Raw genomic sequence first — 20,938 nt, 5'->3', positions numbered from 1 at the left:
GTTGATTGAATCCAAAAAGCCTAATTAAAACCCTCAAGTAACAGAAAACGGCCTCCAAATGGAAGCCGTTTTTCATTGAATCGTTAACAGCTTTGAGAGCTCGTCATGTATTGTTGAATCTTGGTTCTTAACCATTGATGTGCGGGGTTTAAGTCTGTTCGTTTATGCCAAATCATATACTGTTTCATCGGCAAGACCTCAAAAGGCTGCTCGAGAACTTGCAGTTGGAATCGCTCCGCAAATTGATTAGCAAAACCTCTAGATGTGCTACCAACACAGTCGGAGCCAGAGACCAACACACACATCGTCATCAATGAATCACATTCGGAACTGACTTTTCGCTGCTGTATCGGATTTTTTGTAAAGTAATCCGCGGTGTAAAGGTGAGAGCGACGCATTCTGAAGGTGATGTGTTTCTCATGATAATACTGCGCTTCCGTTACCGATCCATCAATCCTTGGATGCCCTTTCTTGGCGATCAGCACGAGCTCATCTTCAATCACTTGCTGGTTCATATAGCCATTCACTTGTGGGTAGTGAATATCGATCGCTAAGTCGGCTTGCTGCATGCTCAAACTCTGCAGCAGATCTTCTTCATTGCTTGGCACCATATTGAATTCAATTGAGATGTTACCAAGCGTCTCGTCCTTTTCCACAAGGGGCTGAAGCTTGGTTAAACCGATCTCGTTGACCAAAATTCGAAACACATGATGCTGCTGATTATCGAACTGCTTTAGCGTGCTGACCGCGCTGGTTATCCCGTCCAATGCGGGCTCTACACGTAACGCCAACTGCATCGCTGCATTGGTCGGTGTTATACCTCTACCCTCTCGAATAAAAAGGTCTGTACCCAATTGTGCTTGCAGCCGTTTCAAAGCGCCACTGACTCCAGGTTGAGTCATACCAAGCGATTCTGATGCAAGCGTGATCGACTTTAATCGATACACTTCTAAGAACACGCTCAGTAGATTTAAATCCAACTTTTCCATGTCGCTCACCGTTACTCTCCCTGTCAATGTGCTCTTAATCAATCATAGGTCAGGTTTTATCTTCGTTCCCTAACCATTGCACGACTCAATACATAGCCAATCGTGATGTATTAACTAAAGCTTACTTTATTTTTTGCTATATGTCTTAGGCATATAATTTCCTCAACGAAACGAAATCCCGAATTGAAGAGGCACCTATGACTCCATCACGCACTTTCAAAAATGCATCACTGTTCCTAGCAATCTCTCTTGCGTTCCCAGCTGTTGCAGCTAACCATGACCACGCGCACTTTAGCGTAATCGGCGATCAGGGTGGCAAAGACGCGACCGAGATGACGAAGAAAGCAAACCAAGAATTCGCGAAAACGCTTAACTTCGAAGACACTCGCGCGTTCGACAATAACAACAAAGGGTTGATTGCGAGCTTCGATCAAGAAACTGGCGATATTATTCGTAACAGCTTCAACTTCATCGACCCTAGCGTGAACAATGCCGACCAAGCGCCCGATTCAGTGAACCCTTCGCTTTGGCGTCAAGCCGTGCTGAACCAAGCTGCTGAAGGTTTGTACGAAGTTGTCCCGGGTAAGGTTTACCAAGTACGTGGTGCCGATTTAGCGTCTATTTCTTTCATCCGCAGTGACAATGGTTGGATTGCTTACGACGTTCTTCTCACAAAGGAATCAGCAGCTAAGTCATTAAAGTTCTTTAAGAACAACGTGCCTGATGGCGGCGACTTACCTATCGTAGCGATGATTTACTCACACTCACATGCCGATCACTTTGGTGGTGCACGAGCAATCAAAGAAGCCTACCCAGACGTAAAAGTGTACGGTTCTAAAAACATCACTAAAGAAATCGTCGACGAAAACGTACTGGCAGGTAATGCGATGTCTCGTCGTACCGCTTATCAATATGGCGCAACACTGAATCGTCATGAGCACGGTATTGTGGATGCGGCACTCGCGAAAGGCTTGTCGACAGGCACCATCACTTACGTATTGCCGGATTACGAACTTAACCATAGCGAAGAAATTGAAACGCTGGTTATCGACGGCCTAGAAATGCAATTCATGGATGCATCAGGCACTGAAGCGGCATCAGAAATGGTGACCTATATTCCAAGCATGAAGGCACTTTGGACTGGTGAGCTAACGTATCAAGGCATGCACAACCTCTACACATTACGCGGTGCAAAAGTACGTGATGGCTTGAAGTGGTCTAAGAAAATCAACGAGATGTTGGTCACTTGGGGTGAAGATACCGAGGTGCTATTTGCCTCTCACTCATCGCCAATTTGGGGCGAACAAGAAATCTCTGACTACCTAAAAATGCAGCGTGACGCTTACGGTTTCACTCATAACCAAACACTTCGCCTTGCGAACAATGGTGTTGTTCTGCAAGACATTGGCGACGAGATCTACAAAGTCATGCCAGACAGCATTCAACAGTCTTGGCACACCAATGGTTACCACGGTACTTACTCTCACAATGCTCGTGCGGTGTACAACATGTACCTTGGCTACTTCGACATGAACCCAGCCAATCTGAACCCGCTACAAATTCACCCAGAGTCGGTTAAGTTTGTTGAATACATGGGTGGCAGTGACGCGGTGATTGAAAAAGCGCAGCAAGATTTCCAAGAAGGTGAATATCGCTTCGTTGCAACGGCACTTAACAAGGTTGTCCAAGCGGAACCTGAGAACAAGAAAGCGCGTGGTTTACTGGCCGATACTTATGAACAGCTAGGCTACCAATCAGAAGGCGCGGGCTGGAGAAACATCTACCTAACGGGTGCTCAAGAACTGCGTATCGGCACACAACCGGGCGCACCAAAAACGGCTTCTCCGGATGTATTGGCGAACATGACCATCGAAAACTTGCTGGATTACTTAGCGGTAAAAGTGGATTCATTGAAGGCGCAAAACACGCCGTTTACCATGAATATCCAATTACCTGACGTGAAAGAGTTCTACTACGTAGAGATGTCGAATGGCAACCTGAACAACATCCAAATATCAGAGCTGCAAGATGCGGATACCACACTGATCATCAACAAATCAGATGTATCAGACATCGTACTGAAGAAAACGACACTCAACCAATTATTGGAAGATGGCCAAGCGGGCGTGAAAGGAGACAAAACATCGTTGAACAAACTGCTGTCTTCATTGACTGAAGCTGATACCTCTTTTGAGATTGTTCCTCGTCCAAACAAAGGCGAAGAAGTTGATGCAGAGTTGTACCAAGATTCACACGAGCACGCTCACTAAGCAGCTCTTAGGTAAAATAATTACAACGTCAAACTGGCCTAAATAGGCTGAAACAAGGCTAATACGACCAAGCCTCAACCATTAAACTGGTTGAGGCTTTTTTGATTTGAGCTTTACTCGATATCAAGAAAATAAAATGAAAAGCCACACCCTTGTTTCACGGTTTCTCAATCGTAATACACATCCGTACTTTCTATATCTCAGCATGTGAAGTAGTAGAAACTTTGTGCAATCAAACTTTGTTATAAAAGTTGTCCGGACTCTTTATTCAAGGAAGGAAGATGCGAAAAAAGATCATGATTACAGGTGCGACAGATGGTATCGGTTTAGAGACCGCGAAAATGTTAGCCCAACAAGGGCATCACATCCTTATCCATGGACGTAACCCAACAAAACTCAGCAAAGTAGAAGCCGGCCTTTCTCGATTATCCAAGGATGCGATTATCGAAAATTATGTTGCTGATCTCTCTTCTCTTTCTGAAGTTAAAGCCCTCGCCAACCAAATAAAGTCGAAGCATGAACAGCTCGATGTACTCATTAACAATGCTGGCGTCTACAAGGTTTCCGAGATCACCACCAAAGACAATCTCGATGTCCGATTTAGCGTCAACACCATTGCCCCTTATTTGCTGACTCAAAAGCTGCTACCACTTTTTGATGCCAACGGTCGCATCATCAATCTATCTTCAGCCGCTCAGTCATCGGTCGATCTCGAGGCACTTGTCAGCCCAAATCCTGACGCTTTAGATGGCCCCATCTACGCACAAAGTAAATTGGCGTTAACGATGTGGTCAATCCATCTTGCGCACCAATTAGGAGATCAAGGCCCCCTAATCATTCCCGTTAATCCGGCCTCATTTCTTGGCAGTAAATTGGTTAAAGATGCGTATGGTTTGGAAGGTAATGACTTAGGGATTGGCGCTGATATCTTATGCCGAGCGGCACTATCGGAAGAGTTTTCTAACGCTTCAGGGAAGTATTTTGATAATGACTCAGGGCTATTTAAAGACCCTCATGCTGATGCATTAAATACGGAGAAAAATCAGAAGTTGGTGACGACTCTCGACCAGTTACTTGCAGAACAGCTCTAGCTAATGCCACGCTCACGAGCCAGATACAATGAGTGCTCCGTATTTAGGAGCACTCCACAACCCAAAGTTGTCTGATGTGGTTACGACAGAGCTCCAGCAATTGTTTAGATAGAATTGAAATGGTTCATCCACCCGACAAGTTAACTGGTGTTAGCGAAAGGAAGACATTACGCATACTTGATAAAAGCTTGGCTTAACTCCTGAAAGAGTGAGTCTACGTTGGGTAGGTGTGTCAAATGCGCGGACAACGGAGTATGAACCTGCGCATCCACCACGGTTGGGTTATCGCAAATTTGATTATAAAAATTCACAGGCGCAACGATGTTCTCTAGGTCGACACCCAACAAGATACAGGCTTGCGAAAGTACAATTTGACCGCCTCCTTGTTTAAGCAATACACGCTGAGCAGTGCCCACTATTTTTTGTTTATTGATATTGAGGTTGTAGTCACCATCACAATAAGAACCGGGGGTTGCGTGTACCTCCACATCGATACCCAGTTCTTTAAAAAACAGGGTTAAGATATCGCATAAATGTCGATACGCTTTTTGGATGTTGTAGGCTTCATCGCGAGGCCAATGGTAAATGTGCGATAGGTTAATGATCCCCGGCAGTTGGGGAACGGGAGCGCCACCTGTTTTTCGCGAGGTGAGTTGCCAGCCTTGTGCCGCAAGTTGCTTTCTAGACTCTAACGTCACTGGCCACTTTTTACCTGCAGGCAAAACGAGTGTCGGTGTTTTTGCTTGCCAGAGCATTAAGGCTTGTCCAATCTCACCGGCCTGTATTTGCTGCAATAACTCATCTTCTTTTTTAAACGCACGATCAACATCAATGTGCGGGTAACGTACGAGTTTATTCGTTAACTTCAATGCACTTTCCTCTGCAGATTGTAGTGACCTAGTATTTGACGTTCTGGCATGGCGATGAGATAAGCATATATCCAAAACCCAATCGTACAATTTACTTAATAAAGTGGCTTCGGGCTTGTTCAACACTTGGGATTTAGTGTTGGCTGCGCTGCGCAACACCTTAATCCTTATTTGTTATAGCGATTTTCCGACAGCCATACCAAACCAATAATAAAGCTAATTATCAATAGATTAAGCCTCTTTTATATTAGGTGTATTTATGATAAACCATAGCTCTGACTTACACTATTGATGGAGGCGATATGTCAGAAGATAACTATATTACATGTGATGACTGCGGTACCGAATATCCAGAAGAAGATGGCTATTGTGTATATTGTGATGAAACTAGACCACCTAAAGGTGCTGAATGCGAATTTTGTGAAAATCCAGCTACTAGTTACGTCCAAGATCACCCTGTTTGTGACGACCATTATGAAGATGCGTACCCGATAGACTAACCGACCTCTGACGCCCTAATATATTTGTGTTAGGGCTCTCAATCGTCGCTATAACGAATGACATGAATTCCCCCTACCGAGGATCTGCCACACTGATGTGGTACTTAAATGCATCGGAGGAACCCTGTCTGATTATTCTTATTTCTGCAGTATCGACCGAGCTAAGAACCACTTTAGCCTTCATGCCATAGACCAAAATGGTAAAGTCTTACTTCATAAGTCGGTAACTCGCTCTAAACTGCTGACTAAAATAGCAAATATGCCACTCATACGTATAGATATTGATGCGTGTGATGGTGCACATTATTGTCAAAGAGCGATCTAAATTATGCCGTGTATCTCCCTGACAGTCCGACACCTTTTCTCGATAACACACAGTCTTGATAGCTTCTGTCTGGCAAGGTTGTCTGATATGGTGGCGGCAGAACTTCAGCAATTGTTTAGATAGTATTGAATATGAAAACACTGACCATACTTGATGGCGGCATGGGCCGAGAACTGAAAGAAATTGGCGCGCCATTTTCTCAACCGCTTTGGAGTGCTCAAGCGCTGATTGAAGCACCCGATTTTGTCAGCCAAGCGCATCAAAATTTTGTCGATGCAGGTGCTGAAATCCTGATCACCAATAGCTACGCCTGTGTGCCTTTTCACTTGGGTACAGAGCTGTTCGAACAACGAGGCTTTGAACTAGCCGCGCTGTCTGGTGAGCTGGCTAAAGCAGTTGCTGACAAGGCTTGTCAAACAGTGAAAGTTGCGGGCGCGATTCCACCGCCATTTGGCAGCTACCGACCAGACTTATTTAAGGTCGAAGAAGCGGCGCCAATCATTCAAACGCTTTACGATGCCCAAGACCCGAACATCGACCTTTGGATAGCAGAAACCATCTGTAGCCTGCAAGAGTTCGAATCCATTCATGCGGTTCTTAAGCAGTCAGATAAACCGTGTTATTACGCCTTTAGCTTAGAAGACACCAAGGGCGATTGTGGCAATATTCGTTCTGGCGAAAGCGTAACAGACGCCATCAAACTGGCCTGCCAATCAAACGCGACAGGCATAATGTTTAACTGCTCAGTGCCTGAAGTGATGGATCAAGCCATTATCGATGCTAAGAAAGTGATTGGTGAGCTAGGTAGTGATTTAGAAATTGGTGTCTACGCCAATAACTTTGCACCGATCAGTAGCGAACATGAAGCTAATGATATGCTTCAAGAGATACGTGAACTGGATGGCCAAGGTTATTTAGTTTACGCAAAACGCTGGCACGCGCTGGGAGCGAATATTATCGGTGGTTGCTGCGGTATTGGACCAAAACACATTCAAGCACTAGCCGATTGGAAACGCTCCACACAGAGCTGATCCCGAGCTTCAACTAGAATAAAATAAATAGAGAACAGGTTGAGAAATCTGTTCTCTATTTGTATGTGGCGTCTCTGAGTACACTGAGACAAAACAACGATTTGGAGCAACTGATGAGCGACACGCAACGCAAAATTAAATGGGGCATCGCAGGGCTAGGCAATATCGCCAATCGATTCGCGACTGCAGTCACAGAGCACTGTCTGCATGGTGAGCTTTATGCGGTTGCCGCGAGAGACCATACACGCGCAGCCACATTCGCCAACAAGTTTGGTTGCGACAAGGCTTATGGTTCTTATGAAGAGATGGCGAATGACCCAGCAGTAGAAGCGGTTTACATCGCCACCGTTCACCCATACCACCAGCCACTCGCCGAACTGTTTCTAAAGAACAATAAGCACATATTGGTCGAGAAGCCGGCTTTTACCAACCTTGCTGACTGGCTTGAGATGAAAGCCCTTGCGAAACAAAATGGCGTGATGCTGTTAGAAGCGATGAAAACCGTGGTGTTTCCCGCGTATCGTGAGCTCCAATCATTCTTGGTCGATAACCACATTCAAATAGATTCAATCGAAGCCAGCTTTGGTAACCATCACGACTATGAGCCCGATTTGTTTATCTTCAATCCGGATTTGTCAGGCGGAGCAACACTCGATGTTGGGGTCTATGGGCTTTGGTTCTTCTACGACCTATGTCGAGCGTTGGGTGTGAACCCTTCAAAACCTCAGGTAAAGATGTCGTGTCTTTATGAGGGGGCAAATGTTGATACCGATGCGTGCTTTACCTTCTCTGGTGATATGAACGGTAAGATATCGGCATCAACAGTGCAAAACCTTCCCCGATCAGCACACTTGACTGGGCCCGACACTAAGATCACCATTCACGAAAAATGGTGGAATCCGGCCTTTATTGAGATTGAACATCAAGGGCAGAAGTCGACCATCAATAACCGAGTTACGGGAAATGGATTCGAATTTGAAATCGACCATTTTTCAGACTTGGTGCTTCAAGGCAAAACTGAGTCGGATATCCTAAGCTCAGAGATAACCTCTCGAGTTCTCGATACGATGGAAAAAGCACTCATTGACTCTGGCTATCCACATTTAACTCAACCTCGTCGTTAGGAAAAGCAAATTGGGCAACCTTAAGCGCAAGCTTGAACTGTATGAAAAGATATTTCAGGCTTTTGGGCCTGGAGTATCACACTGTCAGGTCAACCAACTGGCCACACTGCTGCACGTGAGTGAACGTCACGTTCAGACCTTACTCAAAGCGATGACAGCGCAAAGTTGGATTAAGTGGCAAGCCAGCTCAGGTCGCAGCAAGAAGGCACAACTCACGTGTCTGGTTGAACCCATTGAGGCGTGTTTCCAATACGCACAAGCCCAAGCTGACGCAGGCAACATAGAACAGGTGTTTAGCACCTTAAGCTTCAACGGCCGCAATGCTGGCGCTGAGTTGCAAGCCTTTCTAAGCAGCACCAATCCGTCGGCGCAAAATATCGCGTATATCCCTTTTCACCGAGAGCTAGAGGCTCTTCACCCTCAACGAGTACTTAGACGTACCGAGCGTTTTTTAGTGATGCAAATTTGCCAACGCCTAACCTCAGTTAAGCATGGTCAACTCAGCGGCGATTTGGCTTATCATTGGCAGCCTAATGAAGATGCGACACTGTGGCACTTTCAGATTCGTAATGGTGTTCAGTTTCATAACGAAAGAACTCTCGAACCTCAAGACATAGCGCGCAACCTTAACTCACTCTGCCAAAGCAAAATATGGCGTCGCTGTTATCAGCATATTGATGAGGTCTCTGCCTCGGCAGGTAATGTGGTTGTCGTAAAATTGAATCAACCTGATTGGCATTTACCGCGCTTACTTTCCAGAGTTGAAGCCTCCGTATTTAATCCCTCATCACCGACTGATAGGTTGATTGGTTCTGGCGCGTTCTCATTAAACATATTCTCGAGCAAGATGTTGAGATTAAGCCGTAATAGCGCGTATTCACACAGCACTCCGATTCTCAACCGAGTCGAATTGTGGGTCTATCCAGAATGGGCACAGAGTAAAGCTTGCGCTCAAAATCAGGTGTGCGTGAAACTGCCCGAAAAGACCACCAACGTGCGTGGCGATGACCATACACCTCAACAGGATTTTGGCTCAACGTTTTTCAAGATTCAAAACCCAGCATTAACTAAGTCACTTCGTGAATTTACTGTAGAAGACACCTCTGAATGCCAAGCCCTTTTCGATCAGTTGTCAGTGTCTGGCGACCACAAAACCAACGTGGAACATGGCCACTACCTAACTACCAAAGACGTCGCGCTATGCAGTATTATTGATGAGAACGACACCTTCACTGCGTGGTTAAGCTTTTTCACTCGCTTCCCCTTTGATGACTTAGCGCTGTCTACTGAGATGCTAGAGACAATCGAACAAGGCTTAGCCTCAATAAAAAGCCAGCCAAACTTTGAGTTAGCAATGAATGCACTGTTGGTGCTTCGGCATTGGTTGCATGACTCTGGGGTTGTAATTGAGCTCAAGCAAGAGGTGTTCAATTTGGAAATTTCTGAAAAGATACACAGCGCGCAAGTCAATGGTTTCGGTTGGTGCGAACTCGATCAGTTGTGGATTAACCATTTGTAACTAATCAATCAACACCAACGAATCTAGAATGCCTTTGCCGCTGTGGATCCCGCCTTCGTTTTCGCTGGCTGGTTTACTGCGGATCAAGTAGCCCGCGTAGCCGTCCAGTTCGGTCACTGGCTTCCCTTGGTAGTAAGCGGTGAATAGGCCGACCTCGCTGACTAAGTCTGTCACCAGCATTTGTTGAGTGTCACGCACTGCAATGGTTGGTACGTCGCGTTCGTGTGGATACAAGCGCTGCATCAATGCCCATGCATCGTACTCTTCTGGCTTAAGTTGGCTCAGTTGTTCGCTAATGTCGTCACCAAAGACACAATGGCCACCGCCCTCGCCTTGGTTTTTTAACACCCACTCTTGTTTAATCGCCACGCTATTGAACCACTCGATAGTATCGGTATTAATTGGCTTCATATCAGCCAAGACACTTTTCACCAGTTCTGCTTCTTCTAACGTTAAACCCCAGCGTGCGTATTCTGACGCAGGCATCATGGTCAGCAGCATTTGCATGGTTTTACTGGTCGCTAATTGTTGGCTTATGGTCGCGTTCATTGCGACATGGTGTTGCTCCATAAACACGCGCGTTTGGCTTAGTGTATGACAACAAACCGATTCGTTGAGTTCTGGTGCCCAGTAGTCTGAATACTGATAGCCAGCTCTTAGGTAGACCACATCGACAGCGCCGACATCTTGCAATAACAAACGTTGGTCATCACCCGATGAAAGCTGACAGCTCAGTTGTTCAAAAGTGCGACGAACCGTACGTACACCCTGCTTTTGCAGTTCAATTTCGAGTAGGTGTTGGTCGCAAACATTGTCTTCATTCTTTTGTACTACCATCAAGAATGTTGGCTTATCTGAATCATTAAAGTCAGCTCGCACTTTTCTTGCTGAAGTCGCAATACCATAAGCCAACTGCGTTAAGCCTTGGTTTTCAGCAGGAGTTGCAGATTTATCTTCAAGCCAGCTCTGATAAGTCTCAGGCCATTGATTTTGCATGTAATCATGGAACTCTGTGGCCTTTTGCCCAAACGGAGCCATACCTGCAGCAATGCCATTAAACTCGATCACTTTCGCGCCATGTTGGCGATCGTCCATGAAGTCAGTACGCATTAATAACAACGGTTGGCGAGCAGGATTCAAGCGTTCATCCGCACTGCCATGCGCTTGTTGATGCAACTCCATCAAGCGGCCAAAAAACGGATCAGCTTTGGCCATATCACTCAGTGATGACTTCAAGAATTCATGATCTTCGGAAACATTGCTGATTAACTTGGTGATCAGCGGTGTTACCTTCAGCAAGTGTTCATACACCTCACGATCCATAGTCATAGGAGCAATGCTGAAAGGACAATGCCTAGCGGTATTATCTGACTGGCGAAACGCAACACCGTGCATGATCGCCCACTCACACGCGTCTTCAATAATTTGTTGTGGTAACCGTGGAATTGTCATCTCTCATCTTCCAAATAAAAATAGCACCCAGAATAAGACGAAGCTTAATTCCAAAAGACGAAATAAAACTGAATTTTTTATCAAACAATTACGTTTATCTTATCTTTTAAAAGCTTGAATAGATTATACATCTCAACTATCGAGTCTGCTCGATGATCAGATCGCGCAACCATTTGTGGCTCGGTTCTGAATCGAAGTATTTGTGCCACAACAGGAACAAGCCTCCCGGCACCAAATCAACCGGGACAGGCTTCATCACCAACTCTCCACTATCAATGTAATCGCGTACCGAGTTGTATGGGTAACACATAAGTAAATCACTCTGCTTACACAGCTTAATGGCACTGGTGATGTCTGAAACATTAGCGGCTTTGTTGATTTCAAGCTGCTTTGAGTTAAGCACTTCCATCAATAACCAGTCACCCGCTCCACCCGTCACCAACTGTATGTGTCGATACTTCAAGAAAGTGTCGAGGTTCCACTCTTCCAGCAAGGCTGGGTGGTCATTTCGCATCAAACACACCGAGTAATCCAAGCACAGTTCCACGTAATCCAACTCGTCAGGGATACACTGCACGTGGGTAGAAGCGCGCTCATCTAGCTCAAAGATACCGATACCAAAATCCACTTCACGTTTCAGTAAGCGCTTGAAGCTATCGCTGCTCCACGTTGAACTGTTGATGGTGATGTGAGGCGCATCTGCAAGTGCCGTAGGCATAAAATGCGGGTAAATCGCCGTGTACGCGGTTTCGACAAGGTCTATAGTAAAGGTACGCTCACTGTCTTTAGGGTCGAAAACTTCGGGAACAGTCAGCTTTTCGATCTGCAGTAGAATTTGGTGGATCTTAGGCGCTAACGCGAGTGCTTTGGGTGTTGGGAATAGACCCTTTGATTCACGCTCAAACAGCGGATCATCAAACAAAGCTCTGAGCTTAGTGAGCTGTTTACTTACCGCAGACTGGCTCAAAAAGAGTCGATCAGCCGCTTTGCTCACACTTCGTTCTTCAATCAGAACGTGCAAGCAAAGCAGCAAATTCATATCGCATTTAAGTAAGCTTTTAACATCTACCATGATATTCCCTAAATTCAGGTTAATGATGATTAATTGTCACTTTAAATCATATCATTGTCTTGGTAAATTTAGCGCATGTGAGTTAAAACACTCAAAGAATAATAGAATTAAGGAATACTCATGGATTTTCTAGCACTACCAAAGATTGATTTACACTGCCACCTAGACGGAAGTGTTCGCCCAGATACGATTATTGACCTAGCAAAACAGTACAATATCGAACTACCTGAAGATCGCGACGCGGTTGTTCAATCTCTAACTGTGCCAGAAGATTGCAAAAACCTAGATGAGTACCTGGCTTGTTTCAGCCTGCCACTACAAGTAATGCAGACTGAAGAAGCAATTGAACGTATCTCTTTTGAGCTTTACGAAGACGCTGCACTAGAGAACGTTAAATACCTAGAAGTTCGTTTTGCGCCAATCCTGCACGTAAACAAAGGCCTGTCTCTTGATACGATCATTGCAAGTGCAGTAAAAGGCATGAAGCGTGCTGAAGAGAAATACGACATCAGAGGCAACTACATCATGTCTGTGCTTCGTATGTTCCCTAAAGATTCGATCAAAGACGTAATCGACGCAGGCCAACCCTACCTAGGTAAAGGTGTTGTGGCGTTTGATATCGCAGGCGGCGAAAAGCCAAGCTTCTGTGCTGAATTCCCTGAATACACACAATACGCTCTTGAAAAAGGCTACCGCATTACCGTGCACGCTGGCGAGCAATGGCATGGTCAAAACGTTTACGATGCAGTGACAATGCTTGACGCTGAACGCATCGGCCACGGTGTTCACATCCAAGGTAACGAAGACGCATACAACATCGTTAAAGAGAAGCAAGTTGCGCTTGAAACTTGCCCAACAAGTAACGTTCAAACTAAATGTATTCACAAATTCAGCGACCACCCAATTGCTGAATTCAAGAAAGACGGCATCGTTGTTACGATCAACACAGACAACCGTACTGTGTCGAACACAACCATGACCAACGAAGTGAAGCGTGTGTGTGAAACATTCGGCCTAACAAAAGAAGACTACGTAGAAATCTACAAATACTCAGTCGACAGCGCTTTTGCTTCAGACGAAGTGAAACAGCACCTAATGGGTTTCGTTGAGCAAATCTAATTTGGCAAAGCGCGCCTTTTGCTGAATAGCAGGGCTCACTTAGCATTAGTGCTTAAAGCACAAAACAGGAAGAGAAAGGCTGACGCTTTTCTCTTTTTTTATGCCTGAAAATCGCTAATCTTGCTGTATTCGTCATTTATACCAATCACAGTAAGTAAGTGATCATAAATAGCGCAGGAAAAAGGCTTAAGAACAAGGCAGAAATTTTCGATAAGTAGTTATTCTACAATCAAAATTTCTAACGCAGTTATTGAGCGTTTTAACCAGCTAGGATGACCAGTTATTTACTACGATTAGTATTAAACCGAGACTCTCGTAAAGTGGATAAGCATGAGTAATAAAAACAATAAAACTGAACTAGAAAAAATGCTATCTGGACAAGTGTATGATGGTGCAGATCAAGAAATTGATACCATGCGTGCCAATGCCAGAAAGTCGCTAATGGCTTTCAACAACTACCAAGATCCAGCCCAGCAACACACATTGCAAGAGCAGCTATTTGGTAAGGTTGGTAATAGCAGCTTAATCCAGCCCCCTTTTCATTGTGAGTTTGGCAAAACCATAGAGATTGGCGACGACACCTTCATTAATATGAACGCAGTAATGCTAGATGGTGCGAACATCAAGATCGGTAACAATGTTTTAATTGGACCAAGTGCCCAATTCTATACGCCATCACACTCCCTTGATTATCGTAGCCGCCGTAAATGGGAAACCTTCTGTTTACCAATAACAATCGAAGATGATGTGTGGGTTGGCGGTAATTCAGTGATCAACCAAGGCGTGACTATTGGGGCTCGTTCAGTGATTGCAGCTAACTCTGTGGTCAACAGCGATGTACCACCAGATTGCCTATACGGCGGCACACCTGCAAAATTGATTAGATATTTGAATACTGAACAATAAAGCTAAGTAGAAGAATAGAGCTCACCAGTAGAATAAAGCTACTTAGAACAACGAATAGAAAAAGAGGCGATGTACATATCACCTTTTTTTTGATTAGTTAGACGTGTCTCTTCTATCGAATGGATTTCGTTCCATGGCCTTTTCATACTCACTTTTCGGGCTACTCAAGTACGTGGTTTTGACGAACTTTTCCCAATCAGAAAACAGCGATTCTATTGGTTGCTCTGTAAGTTGTGATGGATCACCATTGCTTTTAATGAGATCAACAAACGCCTCCTCCCCCCATGAACGTTCAATAAACTCACCGACCGTATAGCCAAGCTCATAAACAGCTGAGCTACTGTTCGGCTTATGGTATAAATCCTGAACTAGCCCATCGAAACGGCGACTGATGGCAGTCCTGTTATTGACGTGAAACCAATAATCTTCAGATTTGTAGATAGCGATAGCTTCCCACAACCAACGCGGATTATTCGCAAAGTTCGGATTCACTTGCAAAGTCAGTAAATGTACGAACTCATGCAGTGCGGTTTTATGGATCTCACCACCAAAATAGAGCAGCCTAATTTCATTGCTTTTAGGGTCAATATACCCCGTAGAGAAAGCATATCGATACCCTATGCTCCGCTCCTGCTCATCCAAATAGGCTTTTTGGTTTCGCCATACTCTCACCGTTATGACCGGTATTGAATCAAGGCCGAAGCTTTTCATCAAAGGAGCCTGTTTGAGCAATAGCTCGTTGTGAATACTTGGAATTATCGAAGGTGAGGTTCCATCGTAAAGGACATACTTAAACTGCCCTTTATCTGATTCATAGCAATTGTGACAGGGTTCTTCACCTTGCATCTGCAGCATTGCTGCCACAATAAGAACCAATCCAGATAAAGCGAGAACCAAAAAAGTGATCATTGATCTTACTGAGTATTTTTTCATCTTGTTAAACCCTTAAAAAGAAGAGTTAAATCGTTAACCCGAAATCATCAAATCCGTTAACGATTCAAATCAATACCCAGTGCAAGCAATTCTCTTTCACACTGAAACACATCATTAAACTGGATACCGGTAATACCTGCAGCTTTCGCCCCTTCTACGTTGCAAGGCATATCATCAATGAACACCGTATCTGAAGCCTCAAGACCATGTTGGGACAGTAGAGCATGATAAATTTCAGGTTGAGGCTTGAGCATGCCCAACTCTGCCGATACCGTTGCACCATCAAACAGTGGCCAAAACTCGTAGGTGGCTTTTAGGTACTCAACAATCTCAACCACGTTATCGGTTAACGCATACACAGCATAACCTGCTCGTTTTACTTGCTTGATGAGGTCAATAGAACCGTACAGTAAGATCTGCGTTTGCTTAACGTAATAGAACAGGCGCTCGCACTCTAATGAAGATAAATCTAACTCTTGTTGGTAGCGAAGTTTGGCTTCATTTTCGGTTAAGAACCCTTTGTTCAAATCCAACCAAGTCGTACTTTGGAAAATTGAACGCGCTTGGGTTTCCAGATCATCAAGTTCCCCGAAAGTCAGGCGAGTAATTTCTAGCGGTGACCAACGTACAATCACATTGCCGACGTCAAATACCACATTTTTTATTTGATGAGTACTCATACCTTGCTCCTGAATTATTCGCGTGAAATAACAACAACACCGACATTAAATGCCGCACCTTAAAGTTCATAACCTTGTTTTACAAAATAAGGACTGAAATCACAATATGTCATCGAGCAGGTACGAAAAAGGCCATCATAAAAATGGCCTTTACACAAAATTTTTTGCAGTCTCAACCCTACAGATCAAACGTTCAGTTAGTCGATGGGATGGGCTCACCGCTCTTTATTTAAGCAGCATTCACTGATGATGTGACCTTTTGCTTTTGTTCAAAAAACTCTTCATGTAATGCACAAATGGCCTCTTGATACTTATCGTCGCTCACAACAAATTGTACATTCACGTTTCTCATCGACGAATGTAACGCAATGGGCGTAACACTATTGCTCATCAAAGCCAATACGCCATTCGCTAGCGTTTTATTGATGTCAATTTGAGACCCGATCGCCGAAATGATAGCGACCATACGTCCCGAAATAGATGCTTTCGGATATCGCTTCTCTGCCTTATAAAACACCTTATTTAAACTTTCTGAACTGCCGCCTAGATAATACGTAATAGAGTTAGCATTCATCTCTTTTCCGATAAGGTTAACTCTCGCATCCGCGATAATTTCCATTAGTTCATAACTGACGTTATCAGCCTTACCGACCATCCCCTGATCAAATACATGCAATGCATATACTTTCTGCTTTCCGGCAATAATCTCTATCTGATTGGTGTCTGGACGGTAATCTGAAGAAATCAGTGTACCTTCATGCTCTGGCTCAAAAGTGTTCTTTATTTGTAGTTCGATTCCACTCTCGCGCAACCCTGCTGCGGCATTAGAATGAATAGCTTCCATACCAAGGTTTGCTAACTGATCGGCAACATCATAATTAGTCGCTCCAATTGGTTTAACTGAGCTAACCCCAACGACTTTTGGATCGGCCGAACTAAAGTGATACTCCTTATGAATAATAGCCAGTGATGCCTTGGTCATAGTCGCGATACGGCTAAACGTCATCTCACTGTAACCACGATCATAAGTATGCATCAAACCTTCTTTACAATAGGCATAACCCGTCACTATAGGTAGCTCTTCAGCCACATTTATGTCTGAAAAAGCGTCTCTGATGGTATCGTCCAAACTCTGAGGAGTCTTGTTATCCCAACCAGAAAGGTCAACAAAGGTTGAATTAATACCAATATTTTTCAATTTAAGAGCCGTATTGTACGCACTATGTGACTCGCCAATTGAAGAGAGAAACTCGCGGATCTGAGGCAAGTAATGCCTCAATGAAAACTGACCGTATTGACACGTTTCAAGGATATTTGTAATACAGTTCTTCGCTTCTGAAATACGCGACCGGATGAACTTATCAGCACGCGCACGATTCATAGGATCTGCAAAAATATGCTCGTTGATCAACAACATACGGCTTTCAATGTAAGATAACGCTTCTTCCCAAGAATCATCACGCATTGCGATCAATTGATAAACACCTGGCTTGCCTGTTTTTTTGCACTCCAAAAGTGCATCTGTCATCCCGCTATAAGCTGACACAACAAAAATTCGATTGTACGGATTTTTCGGGCGGAGAATAATATTGTCGAGCACAGCATCAAATGCTGTCATGGATGTACCGCCGATTTTTTCTACGGTAAATGTCATAAAAGACCTTAGTTATAGAGAAGCAATAAAGACTAGATAAATGGAAATTGGGGTGAGATTTCACCCCAGAAAAAGTCGGTTAATCAACCAGAGGATAAACGCCGTTTTCATCGTGAACTTCAGCGCCAGCAATTGGCGGATTGAATACACACGCCATAACCATTTCTTTGTTTTTATACGCACGTAAATAGTGTTCATCGTGCTTATCAAGGATATAAAGCGTCCCAGGTTTGATGGGATAAGTCTCACCACCAACCACTTCAATTTCGCCTTCACCACTCATGCAATATACTGATTCTAAATGGTTTTGGTAATGAATATGTGTTTCCGTCGCTTCATAAATTGTCGTGATATGAAATGAAAAACCCATGTTGTCATCTTTCAACAACATGCGAGTACTTTCCCAATTATCCGAAACAATACGTCTTTCGCTATTACGACATTCATCAAGTGTTCTAACAATCATTTTACTGTCCCTATTACGATACTTTCTTGAAATACTTAGTTGCTACAATTTCTACTGAATCTTCGAAGATGGTTAAACCTTGCATCAGTTCCGATTCAGATATCGTCAGTGGGCAAAAGAACTTCACTATTTCATCGTTAGGGCCAGCTGTTTCAATGACCATACCGTTTTCAAAACACGTTTTGGCAATTTCGTCAGCCGTGTTTCCATCTTTACATTCAATGCCAATCATCATTCCACGTCCCTTGCGTTGAACGAATAGCTCTGGGAAACGCTTGATATTGCGTTGAATGACATCATCGACCATGCTTGAGCTACGTTGAATATGATTTTCAAAATCATCATTTGACCAATACATTTCTAACGCTTTCGTAGCGGTAACGAACGCATGGTTATTACCACGGAAGGTGCCGTTGTGTTCTCCCGGCTGCCATTTGTCTAATTCAGGCTTTAATAAAACGACGGCCATCGGTAAGCCATAACCACTTATCGACTTAGACAGAGTGACTATATCTGGCTTGATACCTGAAGGTTCAAAGCTAAAGAACGTACCCGTTCGACCACAACCCGCTTGGATATCATCGACAATGACTAAGATATCGTGAGCTTTACAAATTTTACTCAAACGCTGTAACCACTCATTTGAAGCGACATTCAATCCACCTTCACCTTGAACCGTTTCCAATAAGACGGCTGCTGGCTTATCCATACCGGCAGAATTATCAGCTAACATCGTTTCGAACAATTTTAATCCATCAATGCCAGCGTAACCCTCAAATGGCAAACGCGTAACGTTGTTAAGGTTTGAGCCCGCGCCTTGTCTATGATGTTGGTTACCCGTAGCAGCCAGTGCACCTGCAGTACAACCATGAAAACCATTGGTAAACGCTACAATGCTGCTTCGGCCTTTCACTTTTTTAGCCAATTTAATCGCGGCTTCAACGGCATTGGTTCCTGTTGGGCCAGTAAATTGAACTTTATAATTGAGATCTCTTGGTTCTAGAATTAAGCGAGTAAGTGCTTCTAAGAATTCAGCTTTGGCTTCTGAATGCATATCTAAGCCGTGCGTAATCCCGTCCATTTCAATGTAATCAAGCAAGGCTTGCTTAAGTATTGGATTGTTGTGACCGTAATTGAGAGATCCTGCTCCAGCAAGAAAATCGATGTAACGATCACCTTGTTTCGTTTCAAGCCAGCAACCTTTTGATTTACTAAAAGTGACTGGAAAACTATTCGAGTATGAACGTACGTTAGATTCCTGCTTTTTAAAAATATCCATGATAATGCCGTTATTTAATTCCTATAAGTGTTTGATTATTTAAGGAGGATTCGATAGAGGTATTCGGTATCGTGCTGCCCGTTAAAGTGAAGATTTTCATCTAAGAAAGTAGTCACTTTCCCGGTGTTACCGTTTTTTTCGTCCAGCTTTTTGAACAATGCCCAAGACGCTTGGTTTGATTCAGTGATAGTCGTTTCTATCGCTTCAATGCTCTTTAGGCCCTCTCGTTTAAGTAAGGTGTTCAGCATCTTGTAGGCTAAAGCATTGCCTCTAAACTTAGGCGCCACCGCCACTTGCCAAATAAAGAGAACATTGGGCTCACTGGGTTTTTGGTAACTAGAAATAAAGCCAGCAAGGTCACCTTCATGCTCCACTAAAATACAAGTTTTACTAAAGTGAGTAGACTGCAAGAAATTGCAATATGAAGAGTTAGTATCTAATGGGGGGCACTCTGAAATTAATTGATAAATGTTGTTGCCATCCGAAACTTCTGGCTCACGAAAATTCCATTTTTCAATCATCTTTTCTACAACCTCTGGATACAATATCCAAGGCGCTGACGTAATCATACCGAAACATTTCCTTTGAACTCTAATTAAATTCCTTTTAATTATGAGCATTTCCCATACACAAAGATCAACACATTAGCGCTAAAAATCAAATTTTAGCGACGCAGATCACACTTGAGTAAGTATTATATGTATTAAATAATACTTTGAGTTCTAATGTATTTATTGGGTCGGTATAAATTTGAGAGTCTTGAAGGGAATAGACGAAAGGAAATCGTTAGTGCAATTCATAAAATACAGCGTTCAAGTGCCTGAGTAGGAAGGATAGGAATCAGCAAAAATATCGACGACTCCAATACTGAATAAGGTAAACAGTGACGCTCTAAAAAGAGATGGCTTAGGCTCTAATATTGAAACGCAGATACCTAAAACAAAAAAACCTAGCGTGAGATAGCTAGGTTTTTCAAGTAAACATAAATTGGCAATCAATCAAAAGAAACAAATTCGAATCACTGAGTTAATCGCGAATTACTTCAGGGGATCATTATCAGGCAGAGCCTTGTGGATCCATAGTGCTAAACGCTTCTTAATATTCGCGCCATCAAGCTTACTTTCAGGTAAAGGCGTGATCTGATTAACTCCAACAAGAAACAAGTACACAGCCTTAACTTTTATAGGTTGAGATGAGTGTGGCAAATCAAAGCCTTGTAACTTTGCCATTTTAGAACCGACTTCCAGAGCTTTCTTTAGCAATTTATCTTCATTAATGATCTTCGCGGTTTTCGACATATCATCTCCATCATCTTAATCGAATGAACACTGAGTATATCAAACCGAAAGACTCACAAGATTACTTCGCTCTCAGTTTGAGGAGTCGCTTTGATAAATAACATAAAATTAATCGTCACGTAGATATCAATGTTAATTTCAATAACATTGACGAGACAGATAACAATAAGCAATGGAACTCTTATCAATAATCACTCCCTGAAGAGTACGAAATACCACTACAATCAAATATCCAACAACTGTCATATAATGCACTGTTATTTAACTAGTTTTATATTAACTTTGCTTTAATCACATTTACCGTACCGGCGTTTTTCAAGGTAGTTGTCATCATTCGCTTGTTTACTAAGCAGCTTCTCTT

General features: G+C 43.5%; 19 protein-coding genes and 1 pseudogene. 9 read left to right on the top strand and 11 right to left on the bottom strand.

Features of this window, described 5'->3' with window-relative positions; all coding sequences use genetic code 11:
* Positions 1–83: 83 nt before the first annotated feature.
* On the bottom strand, positions 84–998 hold the full coding sequence (locus tag ACED28_RS11040) for a LysR family transcriptional regulator (protein WP_032555096.1): 915 nt from the start codon (positions 996–998) through the stop codon (positions 84–86).
* Between the two features lie 188 nt (positions 999–1,186).
* Between ACED28_RS11040 and ACED28_RS11035 the strand changes: the two genes are divergently transcribed.
* Both ACED28_RS11035 and ACED28_RS11030 read left to right on the top strand, forming a co-directional pair.
* Entirely contained in the window at positions 1,187–3,259 is a 2,073-nt protein-coding gene (locus ACED28_RS11035) for an alkyl/aryl-sulfatase (RefSeq protein WP_371709854.1), read from the top strand.
* 281 nt (positions 3,260–3,540) lie between these two features.
* Complete coding sequence (locus ACED28_RS11030; RefSeq protein ID WP_371709853.1) at positions 3,541–4,350, top strand: SDR family NAD(P)-dependent oxidoreductase; 810 nt, start codon at positions 3,541–3,543, stop codon at positions 4,348–4,350.
* Between the two features lie 167 nt (positions 4,351–4,517).
* Here ACED28_RS11030 and ACED28_RS11025 read toward each other — a convergent pair whose 3' ends face one another.
* A complete protein-coding gene (locus ACED28_RS11025; protein WP_371709852.1) occupies positions 4,518–5,219 on the bottom strand; it encodes a biotin/lipoate A/B protein ligase family protein in 702 nt (233 codons plus the stop codon).
* Positions 5,220–5,521: 302 nt separating this feature from the next.
* Here ACED28_RS11025 and ACED28_RS11020 point away from each other — a divergent pair, with 302 nt between their 5' ends.
* The 5 genes and pseudogenes from ACED28_RS11020 (at position 5,522) to ACED28_RS11000 (ending at position 9,718) form a co-directional block, all read left to right on the top strand.
* Positions 5,522–5,719 (top strand): hypothetical protein, encoded by a 198-nt coding sequence (locus tag ACED28_RS11020; RefSeq protein ID WP_102248951.1) that lies wholly within the window; start codon positions 5,522–5,524, stop codon positions 5,717–5,719.
* A gap of 124 nt (positions 5,720–5,843) precedes the next feature.
* Positions 5,844–6,041 (top strand): annotated as a pseudogene (locus ACED28_RS11015) (IS110 family transposase); the annotation flags it as partial.
* Positions 6,042–6,175: 134 nt separating this feature from the next.
* Positions 6,176–7,075 carry a homocysteine S-methyltransferase family protein gene (locus ACED28_RS11010; protein WP_371709851.1) on the top strand — a complete coding sequence of 300 codons (900 nt, stop codon included), beginning with the start codon at positions 6,176–6,178 and terminating at the stop codon, positions 7,073–7,075.
* 113 nt (positions 7,076–7,188) lie between these two features.
* A complete protein-coding gene (locus ACED28_RS11005) occupies positions 7,189–8,199 on the top strand; it encodes a Gfo/Idh/MocA family protein (protein WP_371709850.1) in 1,011 nt (336 codons plus the stop codon).
* Positions 8,200–8,209: 10 nt separating this feature from the next.
* A complete protein-coding gene (locus tag ACED28_RS11000) occupies positions 8,210–9,718 on the top strand; it encodes an SgrR family transcriptional regulator (RefSeq protein WP_371709849.1) in 1,509 nt (502 codons plus the stop codon).
* Here ACED28_RS11000 and ACED28_RS10995 read toward each other — a convergent pair whose 3' ends face one another.
* A complete protein-coding gene (locus ACED28_RS10995; RefSeq protein WP_371709848.1) occupies positions 9,719–11,170 on the bottom strand; it encodes a glutathione synthase in 1,452 nt (483 codons plus the stop codon).
* 136 nt (positions 11,171–11,306) lie between these two features.
* Positions 11,307–12,242, bottom strand: a complete 936-nt coding sequence (locus tag ACED28_RS10990) for a LysR substrate-binding domain-containing protein (RefSeq protein WP_102556068.1) — start codon at positions 12,240–12,242, stop codon at positions 11,307–11,309.
* Between the two features lie 120 nt (positions 12,243–12,362).
* Between ACED28_RS10990 and add the strand changes: the two genes are divergently transcribed.
* Positions 12,363–13,361, top strand: coding sequence for an adenosine deaminase (gene add, locus ACED28_RS10985; RefSeq protein WP_371709847.1), 999 nt, complete (start codon positions 12,363–12,365; stop codon positions 13,359–13,361).
* A gap of 330 nt (positions 13,362–13,691) precedes the next feature.
* Positions 13,692–14,267, top strand: coding sequence for a sugar O-acetyltransferase (locus tag ACED28_RS10980; RefSeq protein WP_135442169.1), 576 nt, complete (start codon positions 13,692–13,694; stop codon positions 14,265–14,267).
* A 93-nt stretch (positions 14,268–14,360) separates the two neighbouring features.
* Here the strand turns inward: ACED28_RS10980 and ACED28_RS10975 are convergent, their stop codons facing one another.
* The 7 genes from ACED28_RS10975 to ACED28_RS10945 all read right to left on the bottom strand — a co-directional run bounded on the left by ACED28_RS10975 (position 14,361) and on the right by ACED28_RS10945 (position 20,577).
* Positions 14,361–15,200 (bottom strand): hypothetical protein, encoded by an 840-nt coding sequence (locus ACED28_RS10975; RefSeq protein ID WP_135442171.1) that lies wholly within the window; start codon positions 15,198–15,200, stop codon positions 14,361–14,363.
* A gap of 56 nt (positions 15,201–15,256) precedes the next feature.
* Complete coding sequence (locus ACED28_RS10970; protein ID WP_371709846.1) at positions 15,257–15,880, bottom strand: HAD family hydrolase; 624 nt, start codon at positions 15,878–15,880, stop codon at positions 15,257–15,259.
* A gap of 229 nt (positions 15,881–16,109) precedes the next feature.
* Complete coding sequence (locus tag ACED28_RS10965; protein WP_371709845.1) at positions 16,110–17,534, bottom strand: aspartate kinase; 1,425 nt, start codon at positions 17,532–17,534, stop codon at positions 16,110–16,112.
* Between the two features lie 79 nt (positions 17,535–17,613).
* Complete coding sequence (locus ACED28_RS10960; protein WP_371709844.1) at positions 17,614–18,000, bottom strand: ectoine synthase; 387 nt, start codon at positions 17,998–18,000, stop codon at positions 17,614–17,616.
* A 13-nt stretch (positions 18,001–18,013) separates the two neighbouring features.
* Complete coding sequence (gene ectB / locus ACED28_RS10955) at positions 18,014–19,279, bottom strand: diaminobutyrate--2-oxoglutarate transaminase (RefSeq protein ID WP_009845970.1); 1,266 nt, start codon at positions 19,277–19,279, stop codon at positions 18,014–18,016.
* Between the two features lie 35 nt (positions 19,280–19,314).
* The gene (gene ectA / locus ACED28_RS10950) at positions 19,315–19,848 is read right to left on the bottom strand and encodes a diaminobutyrate acetyltransferase (protein WP_009845971.1); all 534 of its coding nucleotides are present in this window, start codon (positions 19,846–19,848) and stop codon (positions 19,315–19,317) included.
* Between the two features lie 468 nt (positions 19,849–20,316).
* Complete coding sequence (locus tag ACED28_RS10945) at positions 20,317–20,577, bottom strand: DUF5062 family protein (RefSeq protein ID WP_009845972.1); 261 nt, start codon at positions 20,575–20,577, stop codon at positions 20,317–20,319.
* Between the last annotated feature and the right edge of the window lie 361 nt (positions 20,578–20,938).

The organism is Vibrio sp. 1F253 (assembly GCF_041439295.1).
Lineage (GTDB): Bacteria > Pseudomonadota > Gammaproteobacteria > Enterobacterales > Vibrionaceae > Vibrio > Vibrio tasmaniensis_A.
Note: the sequence above shows the minus strand (reverse complement) of the source record. Positions and strands in the feature narration are given on the sequence as shown.

Excerpts from the sequence above, each read along its gene's own strand:
- ACED28_RS11005 (WP_371709850.1), top strand. The coding sequence starts at position 7,189 with ATGAGCGACACGCAACGCAAAATTAAATGGGGCATCGCAGGGCTAGGC.
- ACED28_RS11010 (WP_371709851.1), top strand. The coding sequence starts at position 6,176 with ATGAAAACACTGACCATACTTGATGGCGGCATGGGCCGAGAACTGAAA.
- ACED28_RS10990 (WP_102556068.1), bottom strand. The coding sequence starts at position 12,242 with ATGGTAGATGTTAAAAGCTTACTTAAATGCGATATGAATTTGCTGCTT.
- ACED28_RS10975 (WP_135442171.1), bottom strand. The coding sequence starts at position 15,200 with ATGAAAAAATACTCAGTAAGATCAATGATCACTTTTTTGGTTCTCGCT.
- ectA (WP_009845971.1), bottom strand. The coding sequence starts at position 19,848 with ATGATTACGTCAGCGCCTTGGATATTGTATCCAGAGGTTGTAGAAAAG.
- ACED28_RS11020 (WP_102248951.1), top strand. The coding sequence starts at position 5,522 with ATGTCAGAAGATAACTATATTACATGTGATGACTGCGGTACCGAATAT.
- ectB (WP_009845970.1), bottom strand. The coding sequence starts at position 19,279 with ATGGATATTTTTAAAAAGCAGGAATCTAACGTACGTTCATACTCGAAT.
- ACED28_RS10965 (WP_371709845.1), bottom strand. The coding sequence starts at position 17,534 with ATGACATTTACCGTAGAAAAAATCGGCGGTACATCCATGACAGCATTT.
- ACED28_RS10980 (WP_135442169.1), top strand. The coding sequence starts at position 13,692 with ATGAGTAATAAAAACAATAAAACTGAACTAGAAAAAATGCTATCTGGA.
- ACED28_RS10945 (WP_009845972.1), bottom strand. The coding sequence starts at position 20,577 with ATGTCGAAAACCGCGAAGATCATTAATGAAGATAAATTGCTAAAGAAA.
- ACED28_RS11030 (WP_371709853.1), top strand. The coding sequence starts at position 3,541 with ATGCGAAAAAAGATCATGATTACAGGTGCGACAGATGGTATCGGTTTA.
- ACED28_RS10995 (WP_371709848.1), bottom strand. The coding sequence starts at position 11,170 with ATGACAATTCCACGGTTACCACAACAAATTATTGAAGACGCGTGTGAG.
- ACED28_RS10970 (WP_371709846.1), bottom strand. The coding sequence starts at position 15,880 with ATGAGTACTCATCAAATAAAAAATGTGGTATTTGACGTCGGCAATGTG.
- ACED28_RS10960 (WP_371709844.1), bottom strand. The coding sequence starts at position 18,000 with ATGATTGTTAGAACACTTGATGAATGTCGTAATAGCGAAAGACGTATT.
- ACED28_RS11035 (WP_371709854.1), top strand. The coding sequence starts at position 1,187 with ATGACTCCATCACGCACTTTCAAAAATGCATCACTGTTCCTAGCAATC.
- add (WP_371709847.1), top strand. The coding sequence starts at position 12,363 with ATGGATTTTCTAGCACTACCAAAGATTGATTTACACTGCCACCTAGAC.